The organism is Mesorhizobium sp. M0771 (assembly GCF_040320155.1).
GTDB lineage: Bacteria > Pseudomonadota > Alphaproteobacteria > Rhizobiales > Rhizobiaceae > Mesorhizobium.
Map to the genome: position 1 here is coordinate 165,636 of NZ_JAMYPC010000005.1, position 23,126 is coordinate 188,761.

The 23,126-nt window shown below is 61.6% G+C and carries 28 protein-coding genes; 4 read left to right on the forward strand and 24 right to left on the reverse strand.

The genetic code is table 11. The features are described 5' to 3' along the window. Positions 1–381 precede the first annotated feature (381 nt). Entirely contained in the window at positions 382–720 is a 339-nt protein-coding gene (locus tag NKI05_RS09980) for a P-II family nitrogen regulator (protein WP_006205430.1), read from the forward strand. A 58-nt stretch (positions 721–778) separates the two neighbouring features. Beyond that, the gene (glnA, locus tag NKI05_RS09985) at positions 779–2,188 is read left to right on the forward strand and encodes a type I glutamate--ammonia ligase (protein ID WP_023672775.1); all 1,410 of its coding nucleotides are present in this window, start codon (positions 779–781) and stop codon (positions 2,186–2,188) included. A 138-nt stretch (positions 2,189–2,326) separates the two neighbouring features. Here the strand turns inward: glnA and NKI05_RS09990 are convergent, their stop codons facing one another. Next, complete coding sequence (locus NKI05_RS09990; RefSeq protein WP_023816015.1) at positions 2,327–3,367, reverse strand: glutamine synthetase beta-grasp domain-containing protein; 1,041 nt, start codon at positions 3,365–3,367, stop codon at positions 2,327–2,329. 316 nt (positions 3,368–3,683) lie between these two features. Here NKI05_RS09990 and NKI05_RS09995 point away from each other — a divergent pair, with 316 nt between their 5' ends. Then, on the forward strand, positions 3,684–3,881 hold the full coding sequence (locus tag NKI05_RS09995; protein WP_023816014.1) for a DUF2735 domain-containing protein: 198 nt from the start codon (positions 3,684–3,686) through the stop codon (positions 3,879–3,881). Between the two features lie 94 nt (positions 3,882–3,975). On the opposite strand, the gene NKI05_RS10000 is transcribed toward NKI05_RS09995, so the two are convergent. From NKI05_RS10000 to NKI05_RS10035, 8 genes are all read right to left on the reverse strand, one after another. Then, a complete protein-coding gene (locus tag NKI05_RS10000; protein WP_023682590.1) occupies positions 3,976–5,862 on the reverse strand; it encodes an MFS transporter in 1,887 nt (628 codons plus the stop codon). Positions 5,863–6,039: 177 nt separating this feature from the next. Next, the gene (locus NKI05_RS10005; protein ID WP_023738898.1) at positions 6,040–6,831 is read right to left on the reverse strand and encodes an ATP12 family chaperone protein; all 792 of its coding nucleotides are present in this window, start codon (positions 6,829–6,831) and stop codon (positions 6,040–6,042) included. 11 nt (positions 6,832–6,842) lie between these two features. Continuing rightward, positions 6,843–7,700: a DMT family transporter gene (locus NKI05_RS10010; RefSeq protein ID WP_081727411.1), complete on the reverse strand. Its 858-nt coding sequence runs from the start codon at positions 7,698–7,700 to the stop codon at positions 6,843–6,845. Between the two features lie 62 nt (positions 7,701–7,762). Then, the gene (locus NKI05_RS10015; protein ID WP_023672769.1) at positions 7,763–8,743 is read right to left on the reverse strand and encodes an RluA family pseudouridine synthase; all 981 of its coding nucleotides are present in this window, start codon (positions 8,741–8,743) and stop codon (positions 7,763–7,765) included. Positions 8,744–8,876: 133 nt separating this feature from the next. After that, positions 8,877–9,251 carry a fluoride efflux transporter CrcB gene (crcB, locus tag NKI05_RS10020; RefSeq protein WP_023682593.1) on the reverse strand — a complete coding sequence of 125 codons (375 nt, stop codon included), beginning with the start codon at positions 9,249–9,251 and terminating at the stop codon, positions 8,877–8,879. Between the two features lie 53 nt (positions 9,252–9,304). After that, on the reverse strand, positions 9,305–10,135 hold the full coding sequence (locus tag NKI05_RS10025) for an aspartyl/asparaginyl beta-hydroxylase domain-containing protein (RefSeq protein ID WP_023738900.1): 831 nt from the start codon (positions 10,133–10,135) through the stop codon (positions 9,305–9,307). Positions 10,136–10,317: 182 nt separating this feature from the next. Continuing rightward, on the reverse strand, positions 10,318–11,628 hold the full coding sequence (locus tag NKI05_RS10030; RefSeq protein ID WP_023682595.1) for a replication-associated recombination protein A: 1,311 nt from the start codon (positions 11,626–11,628) through the stop codon (positions 10,318–10,320). A gap of 47 nt (positions 11,629–11,675) precedes the next feature. Next, positions 11,676–13,169 (reverse strand): DegQ family serine endoprotease, encoded by a 1,494-nt coding sequence (locus NKI05_RS10035; protein WP_023736687.1) that lies wholly within the window; start codon positions 13,167–13,169, stop codon positions 11,676–11,678. 134 nt (positions 13,170–13,303) lie between these two features. Between NKI05_RS10035 and NKI05_RS10040 the strand changes: the two genes are divergently transcribed. Next, complete coding sequence (locus tag NKI05_RS10040) at positions 13,304–13,930, forward strand: hypothetical protein (RefSeq protein WP_155922398.1); 627 nt, start codon at positions 13,304–13,306, stop codon at positions 13,928–13,930. An 82-nt stretch (positions 13,931–14,012) separates the two neighbouring features. On the opposite strand, the gene rplQ is transcribed toward NKI05_RS10040, so the two are convergent. The 15 genes from rplQ to rplX all read right to left on the reverse strand — a co-directional run bounded on the left by rplQ (position 14,013) and on the right by rplX (position 23,120). Then, positions 14,013–14,444 (reverse strand): 50S ribosomal protein L17, encoded by a 432-nt coding sequence (gene rplQ, locus NKI05_RS10045; protein WP_023816013.1) that lies wholly within the window; start codon positions 14,442–14,444, stop codon positions 14,013–14,015. Between the two features lie 105 nt (positions 14,445–14,549). Next, positions 14,550–15,560: a DNA-directed RNA polymerase subunit alpha gene (locus NKI05_RS10050; RefSeq protein WP_023682599.1), complete on the reverse strand. Its 1,011-nt coding sequence runs from the start codon at positions 15,558–15,560 to the stop codon at positions 14,550–14,552. Between the two features lie 101 nt (positions 15,561–15,661). Continuing rightward, entirely contained in the window at positions 15,662–16,051 is a 390-nt protein-coding gene (rpsK, locus tag NKI05_RS10055; protein WP_006205444.1) for a 30S ribosomal protein S11, read from the reverse strand. A 127-nt stretch (positions 16,052–16,178) separates the two neighbouring features. Then, entirely contained in the window at positions 16,179–16,547 is a 369-nt protein-coding gene (gene rpsM, locus NKI05_RS10060) for a 30S ribosomal protein S13 (protein ID WP_006205445.1), read from the reverse strand. 211 nt (positions 16,548–16,758) lie between these two features. Next, positions 16,759–17,367 (reverse strand): adenylate kinase, encoded by a 609-nt coding sequence (locus tag NKI05_RS10065; protein ID WP_023701778.1) that lies wholly within the window; start codon positions 17,365–17,367, stop codon positions 16,759–16,761. Continuing rightward, positions 17,364–18,704, reverse strand: a complete 1,341-nt coding sequence (secY, locus tag NKI05_RS10070; protein WP_023672761.1) for a preprotein translocase subunit SecY — start codon at positions 18,702–18,704, stop codon at positions 17,364–17,366. The genes NKI05_RS10065 and secY overlap by 4 nt, the downstream gene beginning before the upstream one ends. 257 nt (positions 18,705–18,961) lie before the next feature. Beyond that, on the reverse strand, positions 18,962–19,432 hold the full coding sequence (rplO, locus tag NKI05_RS10075; protein WP_023672760.1) for a 50S ribosomal protein L15: 471 nt from the start codon (positions 19,430–19,432) through the stop codon (positions 18,962–18,964). 22 nt (positions 19,433–19,454) lie between these two features. Next, the gene (gene rpmD / locus NKI05_RS10080) at positions 19,455–19,652 is read right to left on the reverse strand and encodes a 50S ribosomal protein L30 (RefSeq protein ID WP_006205449.1); all 198 of its coding nucleotides are present in this window, start codon (positions 19,650–19,652) and stop codon (positions 19,455–19,457) included. A gap of 24 nt (positions 19,653–19,676) precedes the next feature. Further along, positions 19,677–20,240: a 30S ribosomal protein S5 gene (gene rpsE / locus NKI05_RS10085; protein ID WP_006333394.1), complete on the reverse strand. Its 564-nt coding sequence runs from the start codon at positions 20,238–20,240 to the stop codon at positions 19,677–19,679. A gap of 154 nt (positions 20,241–20,394) precedes the next feature. Then, the gene (rplR, locus tag NKI05_RS10090) at positions 20,395–20,754 is read right to left on the reverse strand and encodes a 50S ribosomal protein L18 (RefSeq protein ID WP_023682602.1); all 360 of its coding nucleotides are present in this window, start codon (positions 20,752–20,754) and stop codon (positions 20,395–20,397) included. Between the two features lie 140 nt (positions 20,755–20,894). Next, a complete protein-coding gene (gene rplF / locus NKI05_RS10095; protein WP_023682603.1) occupies positions 20,895–21,428 on the reverse strand; it encodes a 50S ribosomal protein L6 in 534 nt (177 codons plus the stop codon). Positions 21,429–21,469: 41 nt separating this feature from the next. Then, complete coding sequence (gene rpsH / locus NKI05_RS10100; RefSeq protein ID WP_006205453.1) at positions 21,470–21,868, reverse strand: 30S ribosomal protein S8; 399 nt, start codon at positions 21,866–21,868, stop codon at positions 21,470–21,472. Between the two features lie 12 nt (positions 21,869–21,880). After that, the gene (gene rpsN, locus NKI05_RS10105) at positions 21,881–22,186 is read right to left on the reverse strand and encodes a 30S ribosomal protein S14 (RefSeq protein ID WP_010909282.1); all 306 of its coding nucleotides are present in this window, start codon (positions 22,184–22,186) and stop codon (positions 21,881–21,883) included. Between the two features lie 27 nt (positions 22,187–22,213). Further along, complete coding sequence (gene rplE, locus NKI05_RS10110; RefSeq protein ID WP_023672755.1) at positions 22,214–22,813, reverse strand: 50S ribosomal protein L5; 600 nt, start codon at positions 22,811–22,813, stop codon at positions 22,214–22,216. Continuing rightward, positions 22,806–23,120, reverse strand: a complete 315-nt coding sequence (gene rplX, locus NKI05_RS10115) for a 50S ribosomal protein L24 (RefSeq protein WP_023691245.1) — start codon at positions 23,118–23,120, stop codon at positions 22,806–22,808. Before rplX ends, rplE begins: the two co-directional genes overlap by 8 nt. Positions 23,121–23,126 lie beyond the last annotated feature (6 nt).

Here is a 23,126-nt window from a genome sequence, read left to right on the forward strand (position 1 = left end):
TTGCCGATCCCGCATTTCGTTCAAGGCCGACCCTTTGTCCCTATCGAGCATTGTCCAGTTTCGGATTCGAAGCAAACGGCCAGGTGCTGCGTTGGCGTGCGGCCAATCCTTTCGCAGACTGGTGCCACGGATCCGCGCGGGCCTGCAAAATGCGCAATCTGCCTAATTATCGTGCAGACGCCCGAAGCGGCAATGTGTAGGCTTCGGGCAGCTTTGCCGCAGCCGAAGCAGAGGATGACGCGAATGTGCATCCCGGCGCGGCGCGGCATTGGAATTGCGCGAAACCGCTTCGCGTGGGCTGAAATTGGCACAGTTCGTGCTTGATGGAGGCGCAAGCGGGGCGCACAACCCGTTTTTTTGGCAGTGGAGGCCACTTTTTACATGAAAAAGATCGAAGCGATCATCAAGCCGTTCAAGCTAGACGAAGTGAAGGAAGCGCTTCAGGAGGCCGGTCTGCAAGGCATTACCGTGACCGAGGCCAAGGGCTTTGGCCGCCAGAAAGGCCATACCGAACTCTATCGCGGCGCCGAATATGTCGTCGACTTCCTGCCCAAGGTGAAGATCGAAGTCGTGCTGGGCGACGACGCCGTCGAAGGCGCCATCGAAGCCATCCGCAAGGCGGCGCAGACCGGCCGCATCGGCGACGGCAAGATCTTCGTCTCCAACATCGAGGAGGTCGTTCGCATCCGCACCGGCGAAACGGGGATGGACGCCGTCTGAGCTTTCTGATTTCAGATTAACGTCTCCTCGAAACGTCATCACACAGGGAAGAAACGACATGACGACAGCCAAAGACATCATGAAGCAGATCAAGGACAACGACGTGAAATTCGTCGACCTGCGCTTCACCGATCCGAAGGGCAAGCTGCAGCACGTGACGATGGATGTCATCGAGGTCGAGGAAGACATGTTCGCCGACGGCGTCATGTTCGACGGCTCCTCGATCGCCGGCTGGAAGGCGATCAACGAGTCCGACATGGTGCTGATGCCCGATGCGGACACCGTCCACATGGATCCGTTCTTCGCCCAGTCGACCATGGTCATCCTGTGCGACATTCTCGATCCGGTCTCCGGCGAATCCTACAACCGCGATCCGCGCGGCACTGCCAAGAAGGCCGAGGCCTACATGAAGGCCGAAGGCATCGGCGACACCATCTATGTCGGCCCCGAAGCCGAGTTCTTCGTCTTCGACGACGTCAAGTACAAGGCCGATCCCTACAACACCGGGTTCAAGCTGGACTCGACCGAACTTCCGTCCAATGACGACACCGACTACGAGACCGGCAATCTCGGCCACCGCCCGCGCGTCAAGGGCGGCTACTTCCCTGTGCCGCCGATCGACAGCGCGCAGGACATGCGCTCCGAAATGCTGACCGTGCTCGCCGAAATGGGCGTGCGCGTCGAAAAACACCATCACGAGGTTGCCGCTGCCCAGCACGAGCTCGGCATCAAGTTCGACACGCTGGTCCGCAACGCCGACAAGATGCTGATCTACAAATATGTCGTGCACCAGGTCGCCAACGCCTATGGCAAGACGGCCACCTTCATGCCGAAGCCGATTTTCGGCGACAACGGCTCGGGCATGCACGTCCACCAGTCGATCTGGAAGAACGGCAAGCCGACCTTCGCCGGCAATGAATATGCCGGCCTGTCGGAGTCGTGCCTGTTCTACATCGGCGGCATCATCAAGCACGCCAAGGCCATCAACGCCTTCACCAACCCGCTGACCAACTCCTACAAGCGCCTTGTGCCTGGCTATGAAGCCCCGGTGCTGCTCGCCTACTCCGCGCGCAACCGTTCGGCCTCCTGCCGCATTCCGTTCGGCTCGTCGCCGAAAGCCAAGCGCGTCGAGGTCCGCTTCCCCGATCCGGGCGCGAACCCCTACCTCGCTTTCGCCGCCATGCTGATGGCCGGCCTCGACGGCATCAAGAACAAGATCCACCCGGGACAGCCGATGGACAAGGATCTTTACGATCTGCCGCCGAAGGAACTGAAGAAGATTCCGACCGTCTGCGGTTCGCTGCGCGAAGCGCTGCAAAGCTTGGACAAGGACCGCGGCTTCCTGAAAGCCGGCGGCGTCTTCGACGACGACCAGATCGACAGCTATATCGAGCTCAAGATGGCCGAAGTGATGCGCTTCGAAATGACCCCGCATCCGGTCGAATACGACATGTACTATTCGGTCTGAACGATAAGCCTCAGCGACAAGGAAAAACCCCGGTCGTCAGTTCAGACGCCGGGGTTTTTGTTTGACCAATAGCAGACCGTAGACGTGGTAGCAGCAGGCTATGGCGCAGGCTTACGAAGCCTGCGCCGCTATAGATGCTTAGGCAGCAGCCGAGACCTGCGCGCTGGTCGAAACCTCCGCGATGGTCTTCAGGATCTGCGAAGCGATCTGGTAGGGGTCGCCTTGCGAGTTCGGACGGCGGTCTTCCAGGTAACCCTTGTAGTCATTGTTGACGAAGGAATGCGGCACGCGGATCGAGGCGCCTCGGTCGGCGATGCCGTAGCTGAAGCGGTTCCACGGAGCGGTCTCATGCTTGCCGGTCAGGCGCTTGTCGTTGTCCGGGCCGTAGACGGCGATGTGGTCCATCAGGTTCTTGTCGAATTGAGCCATCAGCGCTTCGAAATAGGCCTTGCCGCCGACTTCGCGCATATAGGCGGTCGAGAAGTTGGCGTGCATGCCCGAGCCGTTCCAGTCGGTGTCGCCGAGCGGCTTGCAGTGATACTCGATGTCGATCTCGTACTTTTCGGTCAGGCGCTGCAAGAGATAGCGGGCCATCCACATCTGGTCGGCGGCCTTCTTGGAGCCTTTGCCGAAAATCTGGAATTCCCACTGGCCCTTGGCCACTTCGGCGTTGATGCCTTCATGGTTGATGCCTGCTGCGAGGCAAAGGTCGAGATGCTCCTCGACGATCTGGCGCGCGATCGGGCCGACATTCGAATAGCCGACGCCGGTGTAGTACGGGCCCTGCGGCGCCGGATAGCCGCTCTCGGGGAAGCCGAGCGGACGGCCGTCCTTGTAGAAGAAATACTCCTGCTCGAAGCCGAACCAGGCGCCCTCGTCGTCGAGGATGGTGGCGCGCTTGTTGGACACATGCGGCGTCACGCCATCTGGCATCATCACTTCGCACATCACCAGCACGCCATTGCTGCGGGCCGGGTCCGGGAATACGGCGACCGGCTTCAGCACGCAGTCGGAGCTGTGGCCTTCGGCCTGCTGCGTCGAAGAACCGTCGAAGCCCCACAGCGGCAGCTGCTCGATCGTCGGGAACTCGGCGAACTCCTTGATCTGGGTCTTGCCGCGAAGATTGGGGACCGGCGTGTAACCATCGAGCCAGATATACTCGAGCTTGTATTTCGTCATTCTAGAGCCTCTCGTTGCTTGATCACCGAACCTGGATGACGCCGGCGCGCCGAGCCATCCAGCAGCCCAGCTGCCGGTCGATAAAATGCAAATCGTGTGCCACTTCAGTTGGTCAGGGTGCGGCAAAAATGCCCTTTCATCCCGCCGGTGATGGCAAGCCGCCTAAGCAATGCGCCCGGATCAATCAAAGGCAGAATTTGCTTAAATAGCAGGCAAATGCCGATCTTTCTTTAGGCATCTTGCCTAAAAGGATTGCAGGACCTACCTTGATGGAAAGATGAATCGAAGAGCCTCTCCAGAAGAAAGGAGACCGACCATGGAAATCACCTCAGCCCGTCCGTCGGCCAAAATCCTGATGTTCCCGGTGGCAGCGCGTGCGGGTGCCTCAAATTTAGGCGTAAAGGCCAAGTTTGCGGCAGAGCTTGCTTCGCTGCGCGATCACCCGCTTGCCCATGGCGGGACCTGGTATCATGAGGCCGCCATTGCGGAGGCCGAACAGCCTCGCAAGAGCTAGGCGTCTTCCGCGCTGATAGATCGAACAGGCCCACAAATCAAAAACCCGGCGCGATCGCTCGCGCCGGGTTTTTTGTTTGATACAGAGCCGTCGGCTACTGCTTGGTATGCAGGTCGGTGCCGAGCGTATCCCTGACGAAGATCATGCCGATGATCAGCGTCACCGCCGCGATCACCACCGGATACCAAAGGCCGTAATAGATATCGCCCTTGTAGGCGCTGAACGCGAACACGATCGCGGGCAGCAGGCCGCCGAACCAGCCATTGCCGATGTGATAGGGCAGTGACATGCCGCTGTAGCGGATGCGTGTCGGGAACATCTCGACCAGGATCGCCGCGATCGGCCCGTAGACCATGGTCACGTAGAGGACCAGGATGAACAGGATGCCGATGACCTTTGCCCAGTTGACCTGTGCGGGGTCGGCAAACATCGCGAACGCGCCCGCTGCCGGAACGCTGTACACGGTCACCTCGGTGGCGCCCGCGGCCTCATCCTTGGTCAGCACCTTGTCCTTGATGGCCTGTTCGGTCGGGACCGCGGTCTTTTCGCCGGCGCGGATGGCTGCCGCATCGAGCTTCAGTTCAGGATTGGCCGCGACAAAGGCGTCGAGCTTCTGGTCGGCAACCTTGGCGGCAGCGCGCTTCAACGGGTAACCGCCACCCTGAAGCGCGAGGTTGATACCCTTCTTGAAGGCAGCGTCGCTTGCAGCCTTCTTGTCGCCCGCGGCCTTGGCATCATAAGACGCCACAGTTTCGCTGCCGATCATGACACTCGCCGGGGTCCCCGCCGCCGCGGTAGAGACGATGTCGTAAGGCACCGAGTTCTTGGCAAGGAAGTCGGTCGCGATATCGCACGAACTGACCGGTACGCGCGTGCCGGTCGGGTTGAACTGGAAGTTGCAGTCTCCCGGAGCCGCCGTCACCGTGGCGCGCGTGTTCTGCTGTGCGGTGGCGAGCGCCGGATTGGCGGCCCAGGTCAACGCCTTGAACAGCGGGAAGGTGGTGACGACTGCCAGCGCAAGGCCGGCCATGATGATCGGCTTGCGGCCGATCTTGTCGGACAGCCAGCCGAAGAAGACGAAGAAGCCCGTGCCGAGTGCCAGCGCAATGGCGATCATGATGTTGACCGACTGCGCGTCGACCTTGAGCACATTGGCCAGGAAGAACAGTGCATAGAACTGGCCATTGTACCATACCACGGCCTGACCGGCGGTGAGGCCGAACAGCGCCAGGATGGCGATCTTGGCGTTTTTCCACTGGCCGAAGGCTTCCGACAGCGGCGCCTTGGAACTCTTGCCCTCTTCCTTCATGCGCAGGAAGGTCGGCGATTCCGAAAGCGACAGCCGGATCCAGACCGAAATGCCGAGCAGGATAGCCGAGACCAGGAACGGAATGCGCCATCCCCAGGCGTTGAAGGCGTCCTTGCTTACGGAATTCTGCACCAGCAGGATGACAATCAGCGACAGGAAAAGGCCGAGCGTCGCCGTCGTCTGGATCCATGAGGTGTAGAAGCCGCGACGGTCGTCCGGCGCATGTTCCGCGACATAGGTCGCGGCGCCGCCGTACTCGCCGCCAAGCGCCAGGCCCTGCAGCATGCGCAGCGCGATCAACAGGATCGGCGCCAGAATGCCCAGTGTCTCTGAACCCGGAAGCAGGCCGACAAGGAAAGTCGACAGACCCATGATCATGATGGTGACAAGGAATGTGTATTTGCGGCCGACGAGATCGCCGATGCGGCCGAACACCAGCGCGCCGAACGGGCGCACGATGAAGCCGGCGGCGAAGACCAGCAGCGTGAAGATGTAGCGGGTGCTTTCGGGAAACGAGTTGAAGAAGGTCAAGCCGATCGCGCCGGCCAACGCTCCGTAGAGATAGAAATCATACCATTCGAAAACCGCGCCCAGCGAGGAGGCGAAGATGACCTTCTTCTCCTCTCGTGTCATGCCGCGGCTGGCTCCGCCGGCGGTCGATGCCAATGCCATTGAACTGTCCTCCCGTGAATCGTCTGCCTTCGACGCTGGGCGTCATCGTCGGCGTTCCCTCTGAACGCGACTCGAACCAGCCATCAGCGTAAAAAATGACAGAAAGCGACCGCCGGAGGCAGACAGACCTTGGATTTATGACTTTGGTATTAGGTGCAGTGCGGCAAAGGCCGAGGATCAGGTCTTCAGCGCATCGAGCAGGCCGACGGCCGCCATCATGTCGCGTTTGCGGGCCGAGCGGCGTGCGACAGCCTCGGCATCCTGGCCCCAATGCTCGATCTGCCAGTCCTCGTCGACATGGCCGGCGGCCCAAGCCGCGTCGCCATCGAGCGCGCCGTAATCGACCGCCAGCGCCAGCAGCGCCGACCCGGTCAGCGAAGTCATGACATGGATTGCGGCCAGCCGCAGCGGCTCGGCACGCTGGGCAAGATGAGCGCCGAGCACTGCGATGCTCTCGCGCGGCTGCTCGACATGGATGATGCCCTCGGCGAGATTGAACCGAGCCCCTAATGTCGCTCTCGCCCAGTCGATCACCGGATCCCAATGCTGGTTCTGCCGCTCGACCAGCCCCTGTGGCGCGTCGGCGCGGTAGCAGGTCAGATCGGACGAGGCGAAGCGCAAGACGTCCTCCAGCACCGCCTGCGGGTCGCTGGCGACGCCGTCGATGGCGGTGTTGACCAGACGCAGCACCGGCATCGTGACCGGGTCGATGGTCTCGCCCTGTGCAGCGAACTCATTGGCGACCAGGGCGGCGGCCTTTTCGGTCGGCAGCGCCAGCAGCGCCTTGCCCGGCGTGCGCACCGGCTTGCCGTCGAGATGGACGGCAAAACCGTCCTCCACAGCTGCGACCGACACGTCCTTGTAGAAGCGCTTCGGCAGGTGCGTCTTCATCTGGATCTGCGCGCGGCGGACCGGATCCGGATCGGACAGATGCTTTCCCGCTTCGAGGTCGTTGAGGATGTCACGCATGGTCGAACTTTCTATCCAGGTACCTGCTTGCGCGCCGGCCGGTTGACGATGATCAGGCCGACTGCGATCAGCCCAAGCGCCACAAAGATCCTGGTCGTTGGCGCCTCGCCAAGAATGATAGCGCCGCAGAGGACGCCGAACACCGGCGACAGGAAGGCGAAGCTCGACAGGCCCGATGCCGGATAGCGCCTGAGCAGCCAGAACCACAGCACATAGGTGAAGGCAACTATATAGAGCGACTGGAACAGCAGCGCCAATGTCGGCAAGGCACTGACCGCGCGGATCGGCGGGCCGGCGAAAGGCAGAACCAGGACACCGACAATGGCCGCACCGGCCAGCTGATAAAGCAGCAATTTCTCGGCACTGGTCTCGACCAGTTTCGAACGCTTGATGACGATACTGGTCGCCGCCCACAGAATACCGGAGCCAAGGCTGAGCAGATCGCCCATCAAGGTCACGTCGGTGCCGCCGGCAATCCCGTCTGAAAACACCGCCACCAGGCCGCAGAAGGCGAGAACGAGCCCGCCAAGCTTGCGCGCGTTGATACGCTCACCGAGCAGGAAATGGCCGCCGATCAGGACCCAGAACGGCATGGTGTTGACCAGCAGTGTGTTGCGGGCAACGGTCGTGTATTCCAGCCCGATATAGAGGCACAGGAACTCGACGCCGAACAGCACGCCGACGATGATGCCGGCGACAAGCGACCCGTCGGCCTTAAACAGCCTGATGCCGCGCAGCCAGCACCAGCCGAGCACACAGAGCCCGCCAATGATCGAACGTGCGATCGAGACGAAAACCGGATCGAAGCCGGCATAGGAGATCTTGGCGGCGACGTAGTTCAGCCCCCAGGAAAAGGTCAACCCGACCATGATGGAAGCAGCCGCCAGATCGACCGCATCGCGGCGATCCAATACCGAGGCAACGGCCAATGTCAGTCCTCCGCGCTGGCGTCGTCGAAGCCGATCAGGTTCCAGCTCTGGCGCATATGCGGCGGCATCGGCGCGGTGACGTCGATGACGCCCTTGTCCGGGTGCGGAATGACGATGCGGCGCGCATGCAGATGCAGGCGGTTCTGAATGCCGCCCGGAAAGTCCCAGTTGGTGTCGGCCTCGAAATATTTGGGGTCGCCGAGGATCGGGCAGCCGATATAGGCGGCATGAACGCGCAGCTGGTGGGTGCGGCCAGTGTACGGCTCCATTTCCAGCCAGGTCATCGTCTGAGCCGCCTGCTCGATGATGCGATAGTAGGACACGGCGTGGTCGGCGCCCTTTTCGCCATGGGCTGCCACGCGCACGCGGTCGCCGTCCTCGGTCGGCTCCTTGATCAGCCAGGTCGAGATCTTGTCCTCACGCTTGGGCGGGACGCCCTTGACCAGCGCCCAATAGGTCTTCTTGGTCTCGCGCGCCCGGAATGACTCGGAAAGCTTCATCGCCGCAAGCCTGGTGCGGGCAACCACCAACACGCCCGACGTGTCGCGGTCGAGCCGGTGCACCAGGCGCGGCTTCTCGCCCTTCTGGCTGCGCCAGGCCTCCAGCATGTCGTCGACATTGCGGGTGACGCCCGAGCCGCCTTGCACCGCCAGGCCGGCCGGCTTGTTGAAGACGAAGACTTTTGGATCTTCGTGGATCAGCATCTTGGCCAGCACATCGGCGTCGCCCTGGTTGCGGATCGAGTAACCCGTAAGCGCACTCTCGCCCTTCTTGTCGACCTCGAGCGGCGGCACACGCACCACCTGGCCGGGCTCGACACGGCTGTCGGCCTTGACCCGGCCGCCATCGACGCGGATCTGGCCCGAGCGCAGCAACTTCTGCAGATGGCCAAAGCCGAGGCCGGGGAAATGGGTCTTGAACCAGCGATCGAGCCGCATGCCCGCCTCGCCGGCCTCCACCGTGATCTGTTCTACGCCTGCCATGATTTTCGCTTTATCCGTTTCTAACGCGTGACCCCGAAAATCTACTCCGGCTTTCGGAAAGGATCATGCGCAAGATCAAAGTTTCTGCAGCGCGTCCAGAGGATGCGGCGTGCTCCAGGTCGGGGCAATAACACTATGAAACGGTTCTTGCGAGCCAAAGTCCCAGAAACAGGGCGATAATGGCGCCAACGACGCTGGCAAGCGCATATCCCAACGCCGTCAGCGTCGCTCCGCGCTCCCACAGGGTCGCGAAATCGAGCGAAAAGGCGGAGAAGGTGGTGAAGCCGCCAAGGATGCCCGTGGCGACGAACAGCCGGAGCTCATTGGAACCGCCGCGCCGCATCAGCGCGGCGACGAACAGCCCCATAACAAAGGAGCCGAGGATGTTGATCGCCATTGTCCCCCAGGGGTAGTTGGGCCCGACGAGGCGCAAGGCGCCGATGTTGGTCAGGTGGCGGATGCCGGCGCCGATGCCGCCGCCGACCACAACAAGAAGCAGATTGAACATGCCCGTTTACTGCCCGGCCAAGGCAGTGCGGTCAATCCCTTCAGGCTAACGCCTCAGGTCGTCTCGACCTTCTTTGCCTTGCTCGAGCCGATCATCTTCCAGTTCTTGTAGAACATGGAATTGATGCGCTCGACGGTGACCGAAACGATGGCCAGAAGTCCGGCGATGAAACCGGGGAACGGCGACGGGCGGATGATGTCCATGAACACGCAGTAGCGGCGCCCATCATACTCGTTGACCGAGCGGTGCAGCAGCGTGTCGTCGAAAATATAGAGCGGGTTGTCGTGCCAGTAATTCCTGGCGCCGTTGCATTCGACGAAAACCTCTGCCTTCACCGGCAAGAGATTGTAGAGGATGCGCAGGCTGAGCCGCAGCGGTCCGAAATGCCAGGAAGTCGATTCCTTGCCTCTGAAGACAGACACGGCAATGGTCTTGATGTATTTGAAATCCTTGTTGAATTCCGCAACATTGTCGATCCGGTGCTTGCCGTACCACTGATAGACATACATGCCGCGACGACCGGTGCCGAAATTGGCGTCGATATCGGCGATGATCTCGTCCTTGCGCGCCTTGAAGACGTCAAGAACCTCGTTGACCTCGCGCTGATAATCGGCAGGAAACTGCTCCAGCTTCCACACACCCGGGTTGCGGTAGCAAACGAGGTCCACCAGCAGATTGAAGGGCGACAGCAGCCAGGTGAAGATGCCATTGCCGAGGAAATAGCCGCGCAACAGCGACAGATCCTTGCTGGCGTTGCGCAGCACATCGATCAGGCCGCAGACGATCCAAATCGTGGTCAGGATCGGAATGAAATAGAAGCCGAGCACGAGCAGCGGGACAGCAATCACAGCCTGGCGAAGCGTTTTGCGAAGGGATTTTGTCATTTCTGTTCGCGCCGCGCGCTGTCCCCGTTCCGAATTATCGCCCGTCCTGGCAGCCTCCCGGCCGAGTCATGCGACGTGATAGGGCTTTTTGTCATGCGGTACAATCACACTGCTGTGACTGGCGGGGACAGAATTTCAGTTCATCGCGGGCAGGCCGAGTTCGTCCCGTTTGTCCCGCGCACCTATTTTTCCCGCTCGCTGCGCAGCTTTGCCCAATAGTCCAGCCGTTTCTTGATATCGCGCTCGAAGCCGCGTTCGGGCGGATCATAAAAGGTCTGCCGGCCCATCTTTTCGGGGAAATAGTCCTGGCCGGAAAAAGCATCGGGCTGGTCGTGATCGTAGCGGTAGCCGGCGCCGTAATCCTCCTCTTTCATCAGCTTGGTCGGCGCGTTGAGGATGTGCTTGGGCGGCAGCAGCGAACCGAACTCCTTCGCCGCCCGCGTGGCTGCCTTGAAGGCGGTATAGACGGCGTTGGATTTGGGCGCGGTGGCGAGATAGACGGTGGCCTCGGCGAAGGCCAGTTCGCCTTCGGGCGAGCCGAGATAGTCGTAGGCGTCCTTGGCGGCGTTGGCGATAACCAGCGCCTGCGGGTCGGCCAGCCCGATATCCTCCATCGCCATGCGCACCAGCCGGCGGCCGAGATAGAGCGGATCCTCGCCGGCGTCGAACATGCGGGCAAGATAATAAAGCGCCGCGTCCGGGTCGGACCCACGCACCGATTTGTGCAGCGCCGAGATCAGATTGTAGTGACCGTCCTGGCCCTTGTCATAGATCGGCGCGCGGCGCTGGACGATGCGCTGCAGCCCTTCGGGATCGAAAACCTCGCCGGGTTTGGCGGCGCGCCAGACTTCCTCGGCCAGCGTCAGCGAGGCCCGGCCGTCGCCATCGCTCATGCGGATGAGCATCGCCCGCGCCTCGTCGTCGAGCGGCAGCGCCCTGCCCTCCGTCTCCTCCGCGCGCGTCATCAGCTTGGCAATGCTGTCCTCGCCCAGCGAGTGAAACACCAGCACCCGCGCGCGCGACAGAAGCGCGGCGTTCAGCTCGAAGGACGGATTTTCGGTCGTGGCGCCAACCAGCACGACGGTGCCGTCCTCCATGACCGGGAGAAACGAATCCTGCTGGGCGCGGTTGAAGCGATGGATCTCGTCGACGAACAGCAGCGTCTGGCGGCCATTGGTGCGACGCAGCTTTGCCGCCTCGAACACTTTCTTCAAATCGGCAACGCCGGAAAACACCGCTGAGATCTGCTCGAAGGCAAGGCTGGTCTCGCCGGCCAGCAGCCGCGCCACCGTGGTCTTGCCGGTGCCGGGTGGCCCCCAGAAAATCATCGAGCCGAGCGAACCGGAGTTGATCAACCGCGTCAGCGCGCCGTCCGGCCCGGTCAAATGCTCCTGGCCGACAACCTCGCCGAGGTTTTTCGGACGCAGCCGATCGGCCAAAGGCCGGCCGGGCGGCGCTCTTTCCGGTTCATCGACGCTGAACAGATCGGCCATCTAGGTCTTCTGGTTGGAGCACGATCCTCAGAAATGGGAAGATCGCCTCAGTAACGCAACACCTGGCGCAGTATCTGCCCGCCGCGCTCGACGGTAAAGCGCCACCAGCGTGTATCCTGCTGGGCAAGCTGCGCCAGTGTCGCCGCCGTATCGACCGTCGTGCCGTTCACCTCGCGCACGATGTCGCCCGGCTGGAAGCCGAAATCGGCGGCCGGCGAATCGCGGTTGATGTCGACCACGGTTACCCCCTTGAGGTCGGTGCGCAGGCCGAGCCGCTGGGCGAGCCTGGGCGACAGTTCCGCGACCTTGGCGCCGGAGAACGGGCTGCGGCCATGCAGGGTCACTTCCGACGCCTTGGCGCCTTCCGGCGCGCGCTCCAGTGCAATCTCCATCGTCGCCTGCTGGCCCTTGCTCAGGATGGCGAAGGTCGCCTTGGTGCCGATCGACAGGGTCGCCATGCGGTAATCCAGCGCCTCGATGCCTTCGACCGTCGTGCCATTGAGCTGCAGCACGACATCGCCGGGCTTCAGCCCTGCCTTGGCCGCCGGTCCGGCTTCCTCAACCGACGACACCAGCGCGCCGGTCGGCTTCTCCATGCCAAGCGATTCAGCGATCTGCGGTGTGACCGCTTCGAACTCGGCGCCTATATAGGGCCGCTCGAAGAAATCGAGCCCGGCCTTGGCCGCGTCGGCGAAGGCGCGCACCATGTTGGCGGGGATGGCAAAGCCGATGCCGATCGAGCCGCCGCTGCGGCTGTAGATGGCGGTGTTGATGCCGACCAGCTGGCCGCCCATGTTGATCAGCGCGCCGCCGGAATTGCCGGGATTGATGGCGGCGTCGGTCTGGATGAAGTAGCCCGAATCCGAAACGCCGATATGGCTGCGGGCAAGCGCCGACACGATGCCGCTGGTGGTGGTCTGGCCGACGCCGAACGGATTGCCGATGGCCAGCACCAGGTCGCCGACCTCGAGCGCGTCGGAATCGCCGATGGCAATCACCGGGAACGGCTTGTCGGAGGTGATCTTGAGCACGGCGAGGTCAAGCGTCTCGTCCTTGAGCATGACCTTCGAGGTGAATTCGCGCCCGTCGGCGGTCGCGACCTTGACCTCGTCAGCATCCTTGATCACGTGGAAATTGGTGACGACGACGCCGCTCGGGTCAACCAGCACACCCGAGCCGAGCGAGGATTGCGCGCGCGGCTGTGCGCGGCCAAAAAATTCCTCGAAGAACGGGTCGCCGTCAAAGGGCGACGTGACCTTGGCCGTCTGTGAGGCATAGACATTGACCACCGCCGGCGCCGTCTGCTTGACCAGCGGCGCGAACGACAGCTGTACCTCTTCGCGGCCGAACGGCACGCGCTTGTCGGGACCGGAGGTGCCGTTCTCGCCTTCGACGCCATGCAAGAGGTCGGTCAGCACATCGGAGAGCCCCGGATCGGCTGGCTTGGCGGCGTCCTCGGCCAGGGCGTCTTTCACGGCCGGTGCCGCGGCAAAGGCGGCCAGCGCGCAAAGGGCAACAAGAAACAGCCGTTTGAAGTGCATTCCGAATCCTCCAGGTCGGGCGCCATTGTCCCGACGATTGTGCAAAATGAAAGGCTAAGCCGCTGAAATCTGATTATTCTGGCCCGCAAAGCAGCTATAGGTCGGCTTGAAACTGAGAACCTTCGTCGACCTTCATGAAAAAACAACTCCTGTCATTCCGTGACTTTTTGAAGACCGGCACTTTTGGGCCCGTTTCCCCTTCTCTGAAAATGATCGACATCGCCGGTGTGCTGGGTCCGCCTGACGGCTGGGTCACGGAACCTGCAGGGACGATTCCGGTCTATTGGATTTTCGGAAAGCTCGAAATTTCCTTTGATGAAGAAGCACCTCATTGGATGAACTGGTTTCAGATCGAAGAAGCGGGCTATCTCGAAGGTGATTTTGAGGTTCTCACCGATCGCCTTGTGCTCTCATTGGATGGGTTCAGTGGAGAGACGAAGCCTTCGGAATTCCTGGCTGCCGGCCTTTGGGCTCCAGAAGAGGCAGCGGTTTTCTACGCCGCCTTGAGCGACGATATCTTGCTGAACATCTGCGCGGGTCCCATTCAGATTCATTTCCGAGTCGATACAGACTTCATCGAAGATGGGGACGCCCAAAAATACCTGGCCAATTCCACCGTGTCGCAAGTGGTCAGCGATATCGATTCCCGCGCCACCCTCGACAGTATCTATTCCTATCCCCAACCGGCGTTCGAAGAGATCCCCGGCGCCTTCAATTGGAATCTGCTTAGCGGTCGCGACTACCTGACGCTTGCTCGCTAAACGTAAGGCTCGCTAAACGTAGGACGCTGGTAACAAAAAGGGGCCCGAAGGCCCCTTTGAATTCATCCAGAAACCCCCAGCCTTATGCGGCCGCGGTTTCCTCATTGGTGCCTTCAGCTTCGAGGCGAGCGCGGTCGCCGGCGCCCTTGGCCGAGGTGTCGCGATCGACGAACTCGATGACTGCCATGGCGGCATTGTCGCCGTGGCGGAAGCCGGCCTTCATGATGCGCAGATAGCCGCCATTGCGGTCGGCGTAGCGCGGCGCAATCGTGTCGAACAAACGCTTGACGACGCCTTCATTGCCGATCTGGGCAATGACCTGGCGGCGCGCATGCAAGTCGCCGCGCTTGCCGAGCGTCACCAGCTTCTCGACGATTGGACGCAAATCCTTCGCCTTCGGCAGGGTGGTGACGATCTGCTCATGTTCGAGCAGCGACACGGCGAGGTTGGCGAACATCGACTTGCGATGGCTAATGCTTCGGGCGAAGCGGCGGCCTTTAAAACCGTGGCGCATGGCTCTTTTCCTTCTTCAGTTGTTCAAGAGGCCACGGCCTCTGATGGTTTTCCGCATGACCGTCGGATCGAGCGGCCCACGCCGCCGATCCTTGGAAATTCATGCTCAATATTGGTCTTCGTAACGCTTGGCGAGGTCTTCGATGTTTTCCGGCGGCCAGTCCGGCACTTCCATGCCGAGGTGCAGGCCCATCGCCGCGAGCACTTCCTTGATCTCGTTCAGCGACTTGCGGCCGAAGTTCGGGGTGCGCAGCATCTCGGCTTCGGTCTTCTGGATGAGATCGCCGATGTAGACGATGTTGTCGTTCTTCAGGCAGTTGGCCGAACGCACCGAAAGCTCGAGTTCGTCGACCTTCTTGAGCAGCGCCGGGTTGAAGGCGAGTTCGGTGACGGCTTCGGTGGCGACTTCCTTCTGCGGCTCGTCGAAATTGACGAACAGGCCAAGCTGGTCCTGCAGGATGCGGGCGGCGAATGCCACCGCGTCCTCGCCCGAGATCGAACCGTCGGTCTCGATGGTCATGGTCAGCTTGTCATAGTCGAGAACCTGGCCCTCGCGGGTGTTCTCGACCTTGTAGGAGACCTTCTTGACCGGCGAATACAGGCTGTCGACCGGGATCAGGCCGATCGGCGCGTCTTCGGCGCGGTTGCGGTCGGCCGGCACGTAACCCTTGCCGGTGTCGACGGTGAATTCCATGCGGATTTCAGCGCCCTCGTCCAGCGTACAAATGACGTGGTCGGGGTTGAGGATCTCGACGTCGCCAACCGTCTGGATGTCGCCAGCCAGAACCGCACCTGGGCCCTGCTTGCGAACGACCATGCGCTTGGGGCCATCGCCTTCCATGCGGATGGCGATTTCCTTGATGTTGAGGACGATGTCGGTCACGTCCTCACGCACGCCGGCAATCGACGAGAATTCATGCAGAACGCCGTCGATCTGCACGGCGGTCACAGCCGCACCGCGCAGCGAAGACAGAAGCACGCGGCGCAGCGCGTTGCCGAGCGTCAGGCCAAAGCCGCGTTCGAGCGGCTCGGCGACCAGCGTGGTCAGCGTCTTCTTCTTCGACGAGAACTCGATCTTGTTCGGCTTGATCAGTTCCTGCCAATTTTTCTGGATCATGATGCTTTCCTTCCGTTGACCCACCACCATCCAATCGTGGCGGGCGACCTGGAGTGCCGTGGAGGAGCGCCTTGAGGCGCTCACGCGGCGTTCGGTATGTCTTAGACGCGGCGCTTCTTGCGCGGGCGGCAGCCATTGTGCGGGATCGGCGTCACATCACGGATCGAGGTGATGGTGAAGCCGGCCGCCTGCAGGGCGCGAAGCGCCGATTCACGACCGGAGCCGGGTCCGCAGACCTCGACTTCGAGCATGCGCATGCCGTGTTCCTGGGCCTTCTTGGCGACGTCTTCGGCAGCCATCTGGGCGGCGAACGGGGTCGACTTGCGCGAACCCTTGAAGCCCTGGGCACCGGCCGACGACCAGGCAATGGAATTGCCCTGCGCGTCGGTGATGGTGATCATCGTGTTGTTGAAGGTCGAATTGACGTGGGCAACGCCCGACGAGATGTTCTTGCGTTCGCGACGGCGAACACGAGCGGCTTCCTTGGCCATGATAGTCCTTTCAGTTGATCTCTACACCGCCGTAATGCCAGCGGCTCCACCTTTGAAAGCGAGTAGTGAGCAGGGACTAGCGAATAGGGGACCCCTACTCGCTAATGGCTACTCGCTATTCGCTCACTTACTTCTTCTTGCCGGCGATCGACTTGGCCGGGCCCTTGCGGGTGCGTGCATTGGTGTGCGTGCGCTGGCCGCGAACCGGCAGCGAACGGCGGTGACGCAGGCCGCGGTAGCAGCCGAGGTCCATGAGACGCTTGATGTTCATCGACACTTCGCGGCGCAGGTCGCCTTCGACCTGGTAGTCGCGGTCGATGGTCTCGCGGATCTGCAGCACTTCCGCGTCGGTCAGCTGGTTGACGCGGCGCTCGGCCGGGATGCCGACCTTGTCGACGATCTCCTGGGCGAACTTCTTGCCAATGCCGTGAATGTACTGAAGCGCAATGACGACGCGCTTGTTGGTCGGAATGTTGACGCCGGCTATACGAGCCATATTCTTCTCTTCTCCATGTGGGACCGGCCGGCCTTCAAAACAAGGCATGCGCGGCGCTGTTCAAATTACCCCGCGTCCGGTGGAGGCCGGCCCTTGCGGGAGTTCCCTAGTTTCAATGCGGCTGCCTTGCCCTTGCGGACAAGCAAGCCTCATGCCTGATAGGAAGACGGGCCGCCATAACCCAGCGAACCGTTCCAGTCAAGCGCAATCTTTACTTTACCGTAACGGTCTCCCGCGTCACCGCCGCGAGCAGCGCTTCAATCTCCGCCGTCACGGTGTCGACAGGAGCCATGCCGTCGACACTCCTAAGCGAGCGTTTGGCGTAATAATAGCCGATCAGCGGCGCCGTCTTCTTGTAATATTCCCGCAGGCGCTCTTCGAACACCACCGGATTGTCGTCCTTGCGCACCGGCTGTCCGGCGGCCTTGGCGTCGTCGGCGCGCTTGACGATGCGGCCGACCAACGCTTTGTCGTCGACGACGAACTCGATCACGGCATCGAGGCCAATGCCGCGCTCGGCGAGCATCGATTCAACCGCATCAGCCTGCACCAGCGTGCGCGGATATCCGTCGAGGATGAACCCGTTGGTGCAATCGGGCTGGTCGATGCGCTCGGCCACGATCGCGTTGACAATGGCGTCGGAAACCAGCTCGCCGGCATCCATCACCGCCTTGGCGCGCTTGCCGACTTCAGTGCCGGCCTGTACGGCGGCCCGCAGCATGTCGCCCGTCGACAGCTGCGGTATGCCGTATTTTTCTACCAGTCTTTGTGCTTGCGTCCCCTTGCCCGCTCCTGGCGGCCCAAGCAATATCAATCTCATCTGGCCTTCTTCCCCCCGCGCAGCTTCGACTTCTTGATCAGGCCCTCATACTGGTGCGCGATCAGGTGACCCTGGATCTGCGCCACCGTATCGAGGGTTACACTGACCACGATCAGAAGCGATGTGCCACCGAGGTAGAATGGTACGCCAGTCGCCGAAATCAGGAACTCGGGCAGCAGGCACACCAGCACCAGATAGATGGCGCCGACGACGGTGATGCGCGTCAGGACATAGTCGATGTAATCGGCGGTGCGCTCACCCGGACGGTAGCCCGGAATGAAGCCGGAATGCTTCTTGAGCTGGTCGGCGGTGTCCTTCGGATTGAACACGATGGCCGTGTAGAAGAAGGCGAAGAACACGATCATTGCCGCATAGAACAGCATGTAGAGCGGCTGGCCGTGGCCGAGCGAGGCGAGCACGGTGCTTGCCCAGGCCGGCAGGTTTGTCGTCTGCGAGAAGCCGGCGACCGTTGCCGGCAGCAAAAGCAGCGACGACGCGAAGATCGGCGGAATGACGCCCGACGTGTTGAGCTTCAGCGGCAGATGCGAGGTATCGCCCTGGAACATGCGGTTGCCGACCTGGCGCTTCGGATACTGGATCAGCAGGCGGCGCTGCGCGCGCTCGAAGAACACGATCAGCGCGATGACGATGATAGCCAGCACGATGATCGCGAGTATCAGCCCGGTCGATAGGGCGCCGGTGCGGCCGAGCTCCAGCGTGCCGGAGATGGCGCGCGGCAGGCCGGCGACGATGCCGGAAAAGATGATCAGCGAAATGCCGTTGCCGATGCCGCGGGCGGTGATCTGCTCGCCCAGCCACATCAGGAACATGGTTCCGCCAACCAGCGTGACGACGGTCGAGATGCGGAAGAACATGCCGGGATCGTTGACGATGCCGTTGCCGCCTTCCAGGCCCACCGAAATGCCGTAGGCCTGCACCAGCGCCAGGAGTACCGTGCCGTAGCGCGTGTACTGGTTGATGACCTTGCGGCCCTGCTCGCCTTCCTTTTTCAGCGCCTCCAGCGACGGAATGACCGAGGTCATCAGCTGCATGATGATGGAGGCTGAGATGTAAGGCATGATGCCGAGCGCGAAGATCGCCATGCGCTGCACGGCGCCGCCGGCGAACATGTTGAACATGCCGAGCACGCCCTTGGCCTGCGAAGAGAAGGCCTGCGCGAATGCATCCGGATTGATGCCGGGCAGCGGGATATAGGTGCCGAGGCGATAGACGAGCAGCGCGCCGACGGTGAACCAGATTCGCTTCTTCAGGTCCTCCGCCTTGGCGAAAGCCGCAAAATTCAGATTCGAGGCTAGTTGTTCAGCAGCCGAAGCCATGCCTGATTCTCCGCTAGAGCATGATGCCGAAAAGTGTGAAGCGGTTTTCGGACAACGTCATGCGCTACTTCTTTGATTTGTATGTCACGCTCGATGCCCGCAGCTCAGGCGGCGCGTGGCACCGAAGCTCACGAGATAAGCTCCGGGCTCTAAACATGCAAGCGGCCGCGTTGACGCGGCCGCCTAATTGATTGGATCAAAGCGCAATCGTGAACAAAAACGGATACCGTTCCTGCCGACCGCGCTTCAAATTGCCGTTACTCCGCTGCCGCTTCCGGCAGCTTGACCGAACCGCCGGCCTTTTCGATCTTCTCGATCGCGGCCTTGGAGGCGCCCGCGACGTCGAAGGCAAGCTTTGCCTTGAGCTCGCCGTCCGAGAGGATGCGCACGCCGTCCTTGACGCGGCGGATGACGCCGGCGGCAACGAGCGCCTCGGCCGTCACGGTCGCCTTGGCGTCGAGCTTCTTGGCATCGAGCGCCGTCTGGATACGAGCCAGCGACACGACGACAAAGCTCTTGGCGAAGATGTTATTGAAGCCACGCTTCGGCAGGCGCCGATAGAGCGGCATCTGGCCGCCCTCGAAGCCGTTGATGGCAACGCCGGAGCGCGCCTTCTGGCCCTTGACGCCGCGACCGCCGGTCTTGCCCGAGCCGGAGCCGATGCCACGGCCGAGACGCTTCTTGGAGTGCGTCGCGCCGTCCTTGTCACGCAGATCGTTGAGTTTCATCTGGGTTCTCCTGCGCTTTTGCTCAGCCCTCGTCCACGACGCGGACGAGATGCTGGACGGCAGCGATCATGCCGCGCACCGAGGGAGTGTCCTCCAGAGTGCGCTGCTTGTGCATCTTGTTGAGGCCGAGGCCGACCAGCGTCGCGCGCTGTTCCTTCGGGCGGCGGATCGGCGAACCGATCTGCTCAACGGTGATGGTCTTGGTTGCTTTCTTGGCCATGGTCAAAATCCCTGGTCAGATCGACTATTCTTCAGCCGCAACGGCGGTGCCGCGGCGGGCCTGAAGGGTCGAATACTTGATGCCGCGTGCAGCAGCCACATCCTTGGGATGCATCTGGCTCTTCAGCGCGTCGAATGTGGCACGAACCATGTTGTAGGGGTTCGACGAACCCATCGACTTGGCGACCACGTCATGCATGCCGAGCGTCTCGAAGACAGCGCGCATCGGGCCGCCGGCGATGATGCCGGTACCCTGCTTGGCAGCGCGCAGCAGCACGCGTCCGGCGCCCCAGCGTCCTTCGACGTCGTGGTGCAGCGTGCGGCCCGAGCGCAGCGGCACGAAAATCATGTCGCGCTTGGCCGACTCGGTTGCCTTGCGGATCGCTTCCGGCACTTCGCGCGCCTTGCCGTGACCGAAGCCGACGCGGCCCTTCTGGTCGCCGACGACGACGAGTGCTGCAAAACCGAAGCGACGGCCGCCCTTGACGACCTTGGCGACACGGTTGATGTGGACGAGCTTGTCCACCATGCCGTCATCGCGTTCTTCACGATCGCGGCCGCGGCCGCCATCCCTACGTTCCTGTGCCATATCCTGTTCCTTGTTTTTTTCCGGAAGCACGGTTGCTGATAAGATCCGGTGCGCCTCTTTGGGTCACCGGGGGCGAATTATTTTTCCTTGCATGATCTTGTCCGAAAAGTCTGCAACTTTTTGCTGCGCTGACCTTCGGTTCGGGATCAGGCAATTAGAAGCTCAGACCGCCTTCACGGGCAGCCTCGGCCAGCGCCTTGACGCGGCCGTGATAGATATAGGCGCCGCGGTCGAAGACGACTTCCTTGACGCCGGCCTTCGAAGCACGCTCGGCGATCAGCTTGCCAACAGCGGCTGCTGCCTCGGTGTCGGCGCCGGTCTTGAGCGAACCCTTGAGGTCCTTCTCGAGTGTCGATGCAGCCGCGATGGTATGGCCCTTGGCATCGTCGATGACCTGCACGTAGATGTTCTTCGACGTGCGGTGAACCGAGAGACGCGGACGTTCGCCGGCGACCTTCTTGATCTGGCGGCGGACGCGCTGCGCGCGGCGCTGGATGGATTCCTTGGTAGCCATGATAGTCTTCCTTGCCTTCAAAAAACGGGGGCCGCCATGTGCGGTAGGCGAAAGCGCCTCCCGCGACCGCTCCCCGCGGCGTTGCACTTCTTTGGCTTGGCCTTTTCCGAAAAGTCTGCAACTTTTCGGGGCCAGGCCTACTACTTCTTCTTGCCTTCCTTGCGGACGATCTTCTCGCCGGCATAGCGGACACCCTTGCCCTTGTAGGGCTCGGGACCGCGATACTCGCGGATCTCGGCTGCAACCTGGCCGACCTGCTGCTTGTCGATGCCGGTCACGGTGATTTCCGTCGGCTTCGGCACGGTGATCGTGATGCCGGCCGGCGTCTCGTAAACGACGTCGTGGCTGAAGCCAAGCGCCAGCTGCAGGTTCTTGCCCTGGAGTGCCGCGCGATAGCCGACGCCGGTGATCTCGAGCTTCTTCTCGAAACCGTCCTTGACGCCCTGCAGGATGTTGACGATCTGCGTGCGCGACATGCCCCACTTGGAGCGGGCGGTCTTGGTCTGGTCGCGCGGCTGGACAGCGATTTCGCTGCCTTCCATCTTGACCAGCACTTCGTCGTTCACCACGAACTTCAGCTCGCCCTTGGGGCCCTTCGCCGTCACGGTCTGGCCGTTGACGGTCGCGGTCACGCCCTGCGGCAGCGAAACGGGTTTCTTTCCAATACGAGACATTTGGTTGTCCTCGTCACTTCTCTTGTTTCAGGTCTGCCGAATTAGAAAATCTGGCAGAGGATTTCGCCGCCGACATTCTGTTCGCGTGCTTCGTGATCGGCCATCACGCCCTTCGGCGTCGAAAGGATGGCGATGCCGAGGCCGTTGGCGACGTGCGGGATCGACTTGGCCGAAACGTAAACGCGGCGGCCAGGCTTCGAGACGCGGGCGATTTCGCGCACGACCGGAGCACCGTCGAAATACTTCAGCTCGATTTCGATTTCGGACTTGCCGTTGTCGAAGTCGGTCTGGCTGTAGTCGCGGATATAGCCTTCAGCCTTCAGCACGTCGAGGACGCGGGTACGCAGGCGCGACGCCGGCGTCGAAACGCTCGACTTCTTACGGCCATACGCGTTGCGGATGCGGGTCAGCATATCGCCGAGAGGATCGCTCAATGACATGTTATGTCCTCCTTACCAGCTCGACTTGACCAGGCCCGGGATCTGGCCGTTATTGCCGAGATCACGAAGCGCGATGCGCGATACTTTGAGCTTGCGATAATAGGCGCGCGGACGGCCGGTAACTTCGCAGCGGTTGCGGATGCGGATCTTGGCCGAGTTGCGCGGCAGGGCAGCAAGCTTCAGCTGAGCGCGGAAACGCTCTTCCATCGGCTTGGACTGGTCCATGATGATCGCCTTGAGCGCTGCGCGCTTGGGACCGTACTGGTCGGCAAGCTTGCGGCGCCTGTTGTTCTTCTCGACTGAGCTGGTCTTTGCCATTTCAGATTTTTCCTTTTCTCGCTGCCGTTACTGGCGGAAGGGGAAGTTGAAGGCCTTGAGCAATGCCCTGGCTTCGTCGTCCGTCTTCGCAGTCGTACAAACGATGACGTCCATGCCCCAGATCTGATCAACCTTGTCGTAGTTGATCTCCGGGAACACGATGTGTTCCTTGATGCCCATGGCGTAGTTGCCACGGCCATCGAAGCTCTTCGGATTCAGTCCGCGAAAGTCGCGGACGCGCGGCAGTGCGATGTTCACGAGACGGTCGAGGAACTCGTACATGCGTTCCTTGCGCAGCGTGACCTTGGCGCCAATCGGCATCTTCTCGCGGACCTTGAAGCCGGCGATCGAATTACGGGCGCGGGTGACGACGGCCTTCTGGCCGGCGATCATCGCCAGGTCTTCGGCCGCGATCGAAGGCTTCTTCGAATCCGCGGTCGCTTCGCCGACGCCCATGTTCAGCACGATCTTGTCGATGCGCGGAACCTGCATCTCGTTCTCGTAGCCGAACTGCTCCTGCAGCGCCTTGCGGATGGTCTCGTTGTAGACCTGCTTGAGGCGCGGCGTGTTCTGGGCCTTGGACTGTTTGCTTTCAGCCTTGGGCTTCGTGGTTTGAGCCTTAGCCATTGATGACTTCTCCCGAGCGCTTGGCGACGCGCACCTTCTTGCCGTCCTTCTGGAAGATGAAGCCGACGCGGGTCGGCCTGCCATCCTTGGGGTCGGCGAGCGCGATGTTCGACAGCTGGATCGGCGCTTCCTTGGTGATGATCCCGCCCTCTTGGGACTGGGACTGCTTCTGGTGACGACGGATCATGTTGACGCCGCGCACCAGCGCGGTGTCTTCCTTCGGCTGAACCGAGAGGACTTCGCCCGAACGGCCCTTGTCCTTGCCGGCCAGCACGACGACCTTGTCGCCTTTTCTAATCTTTTGCATTGGTCC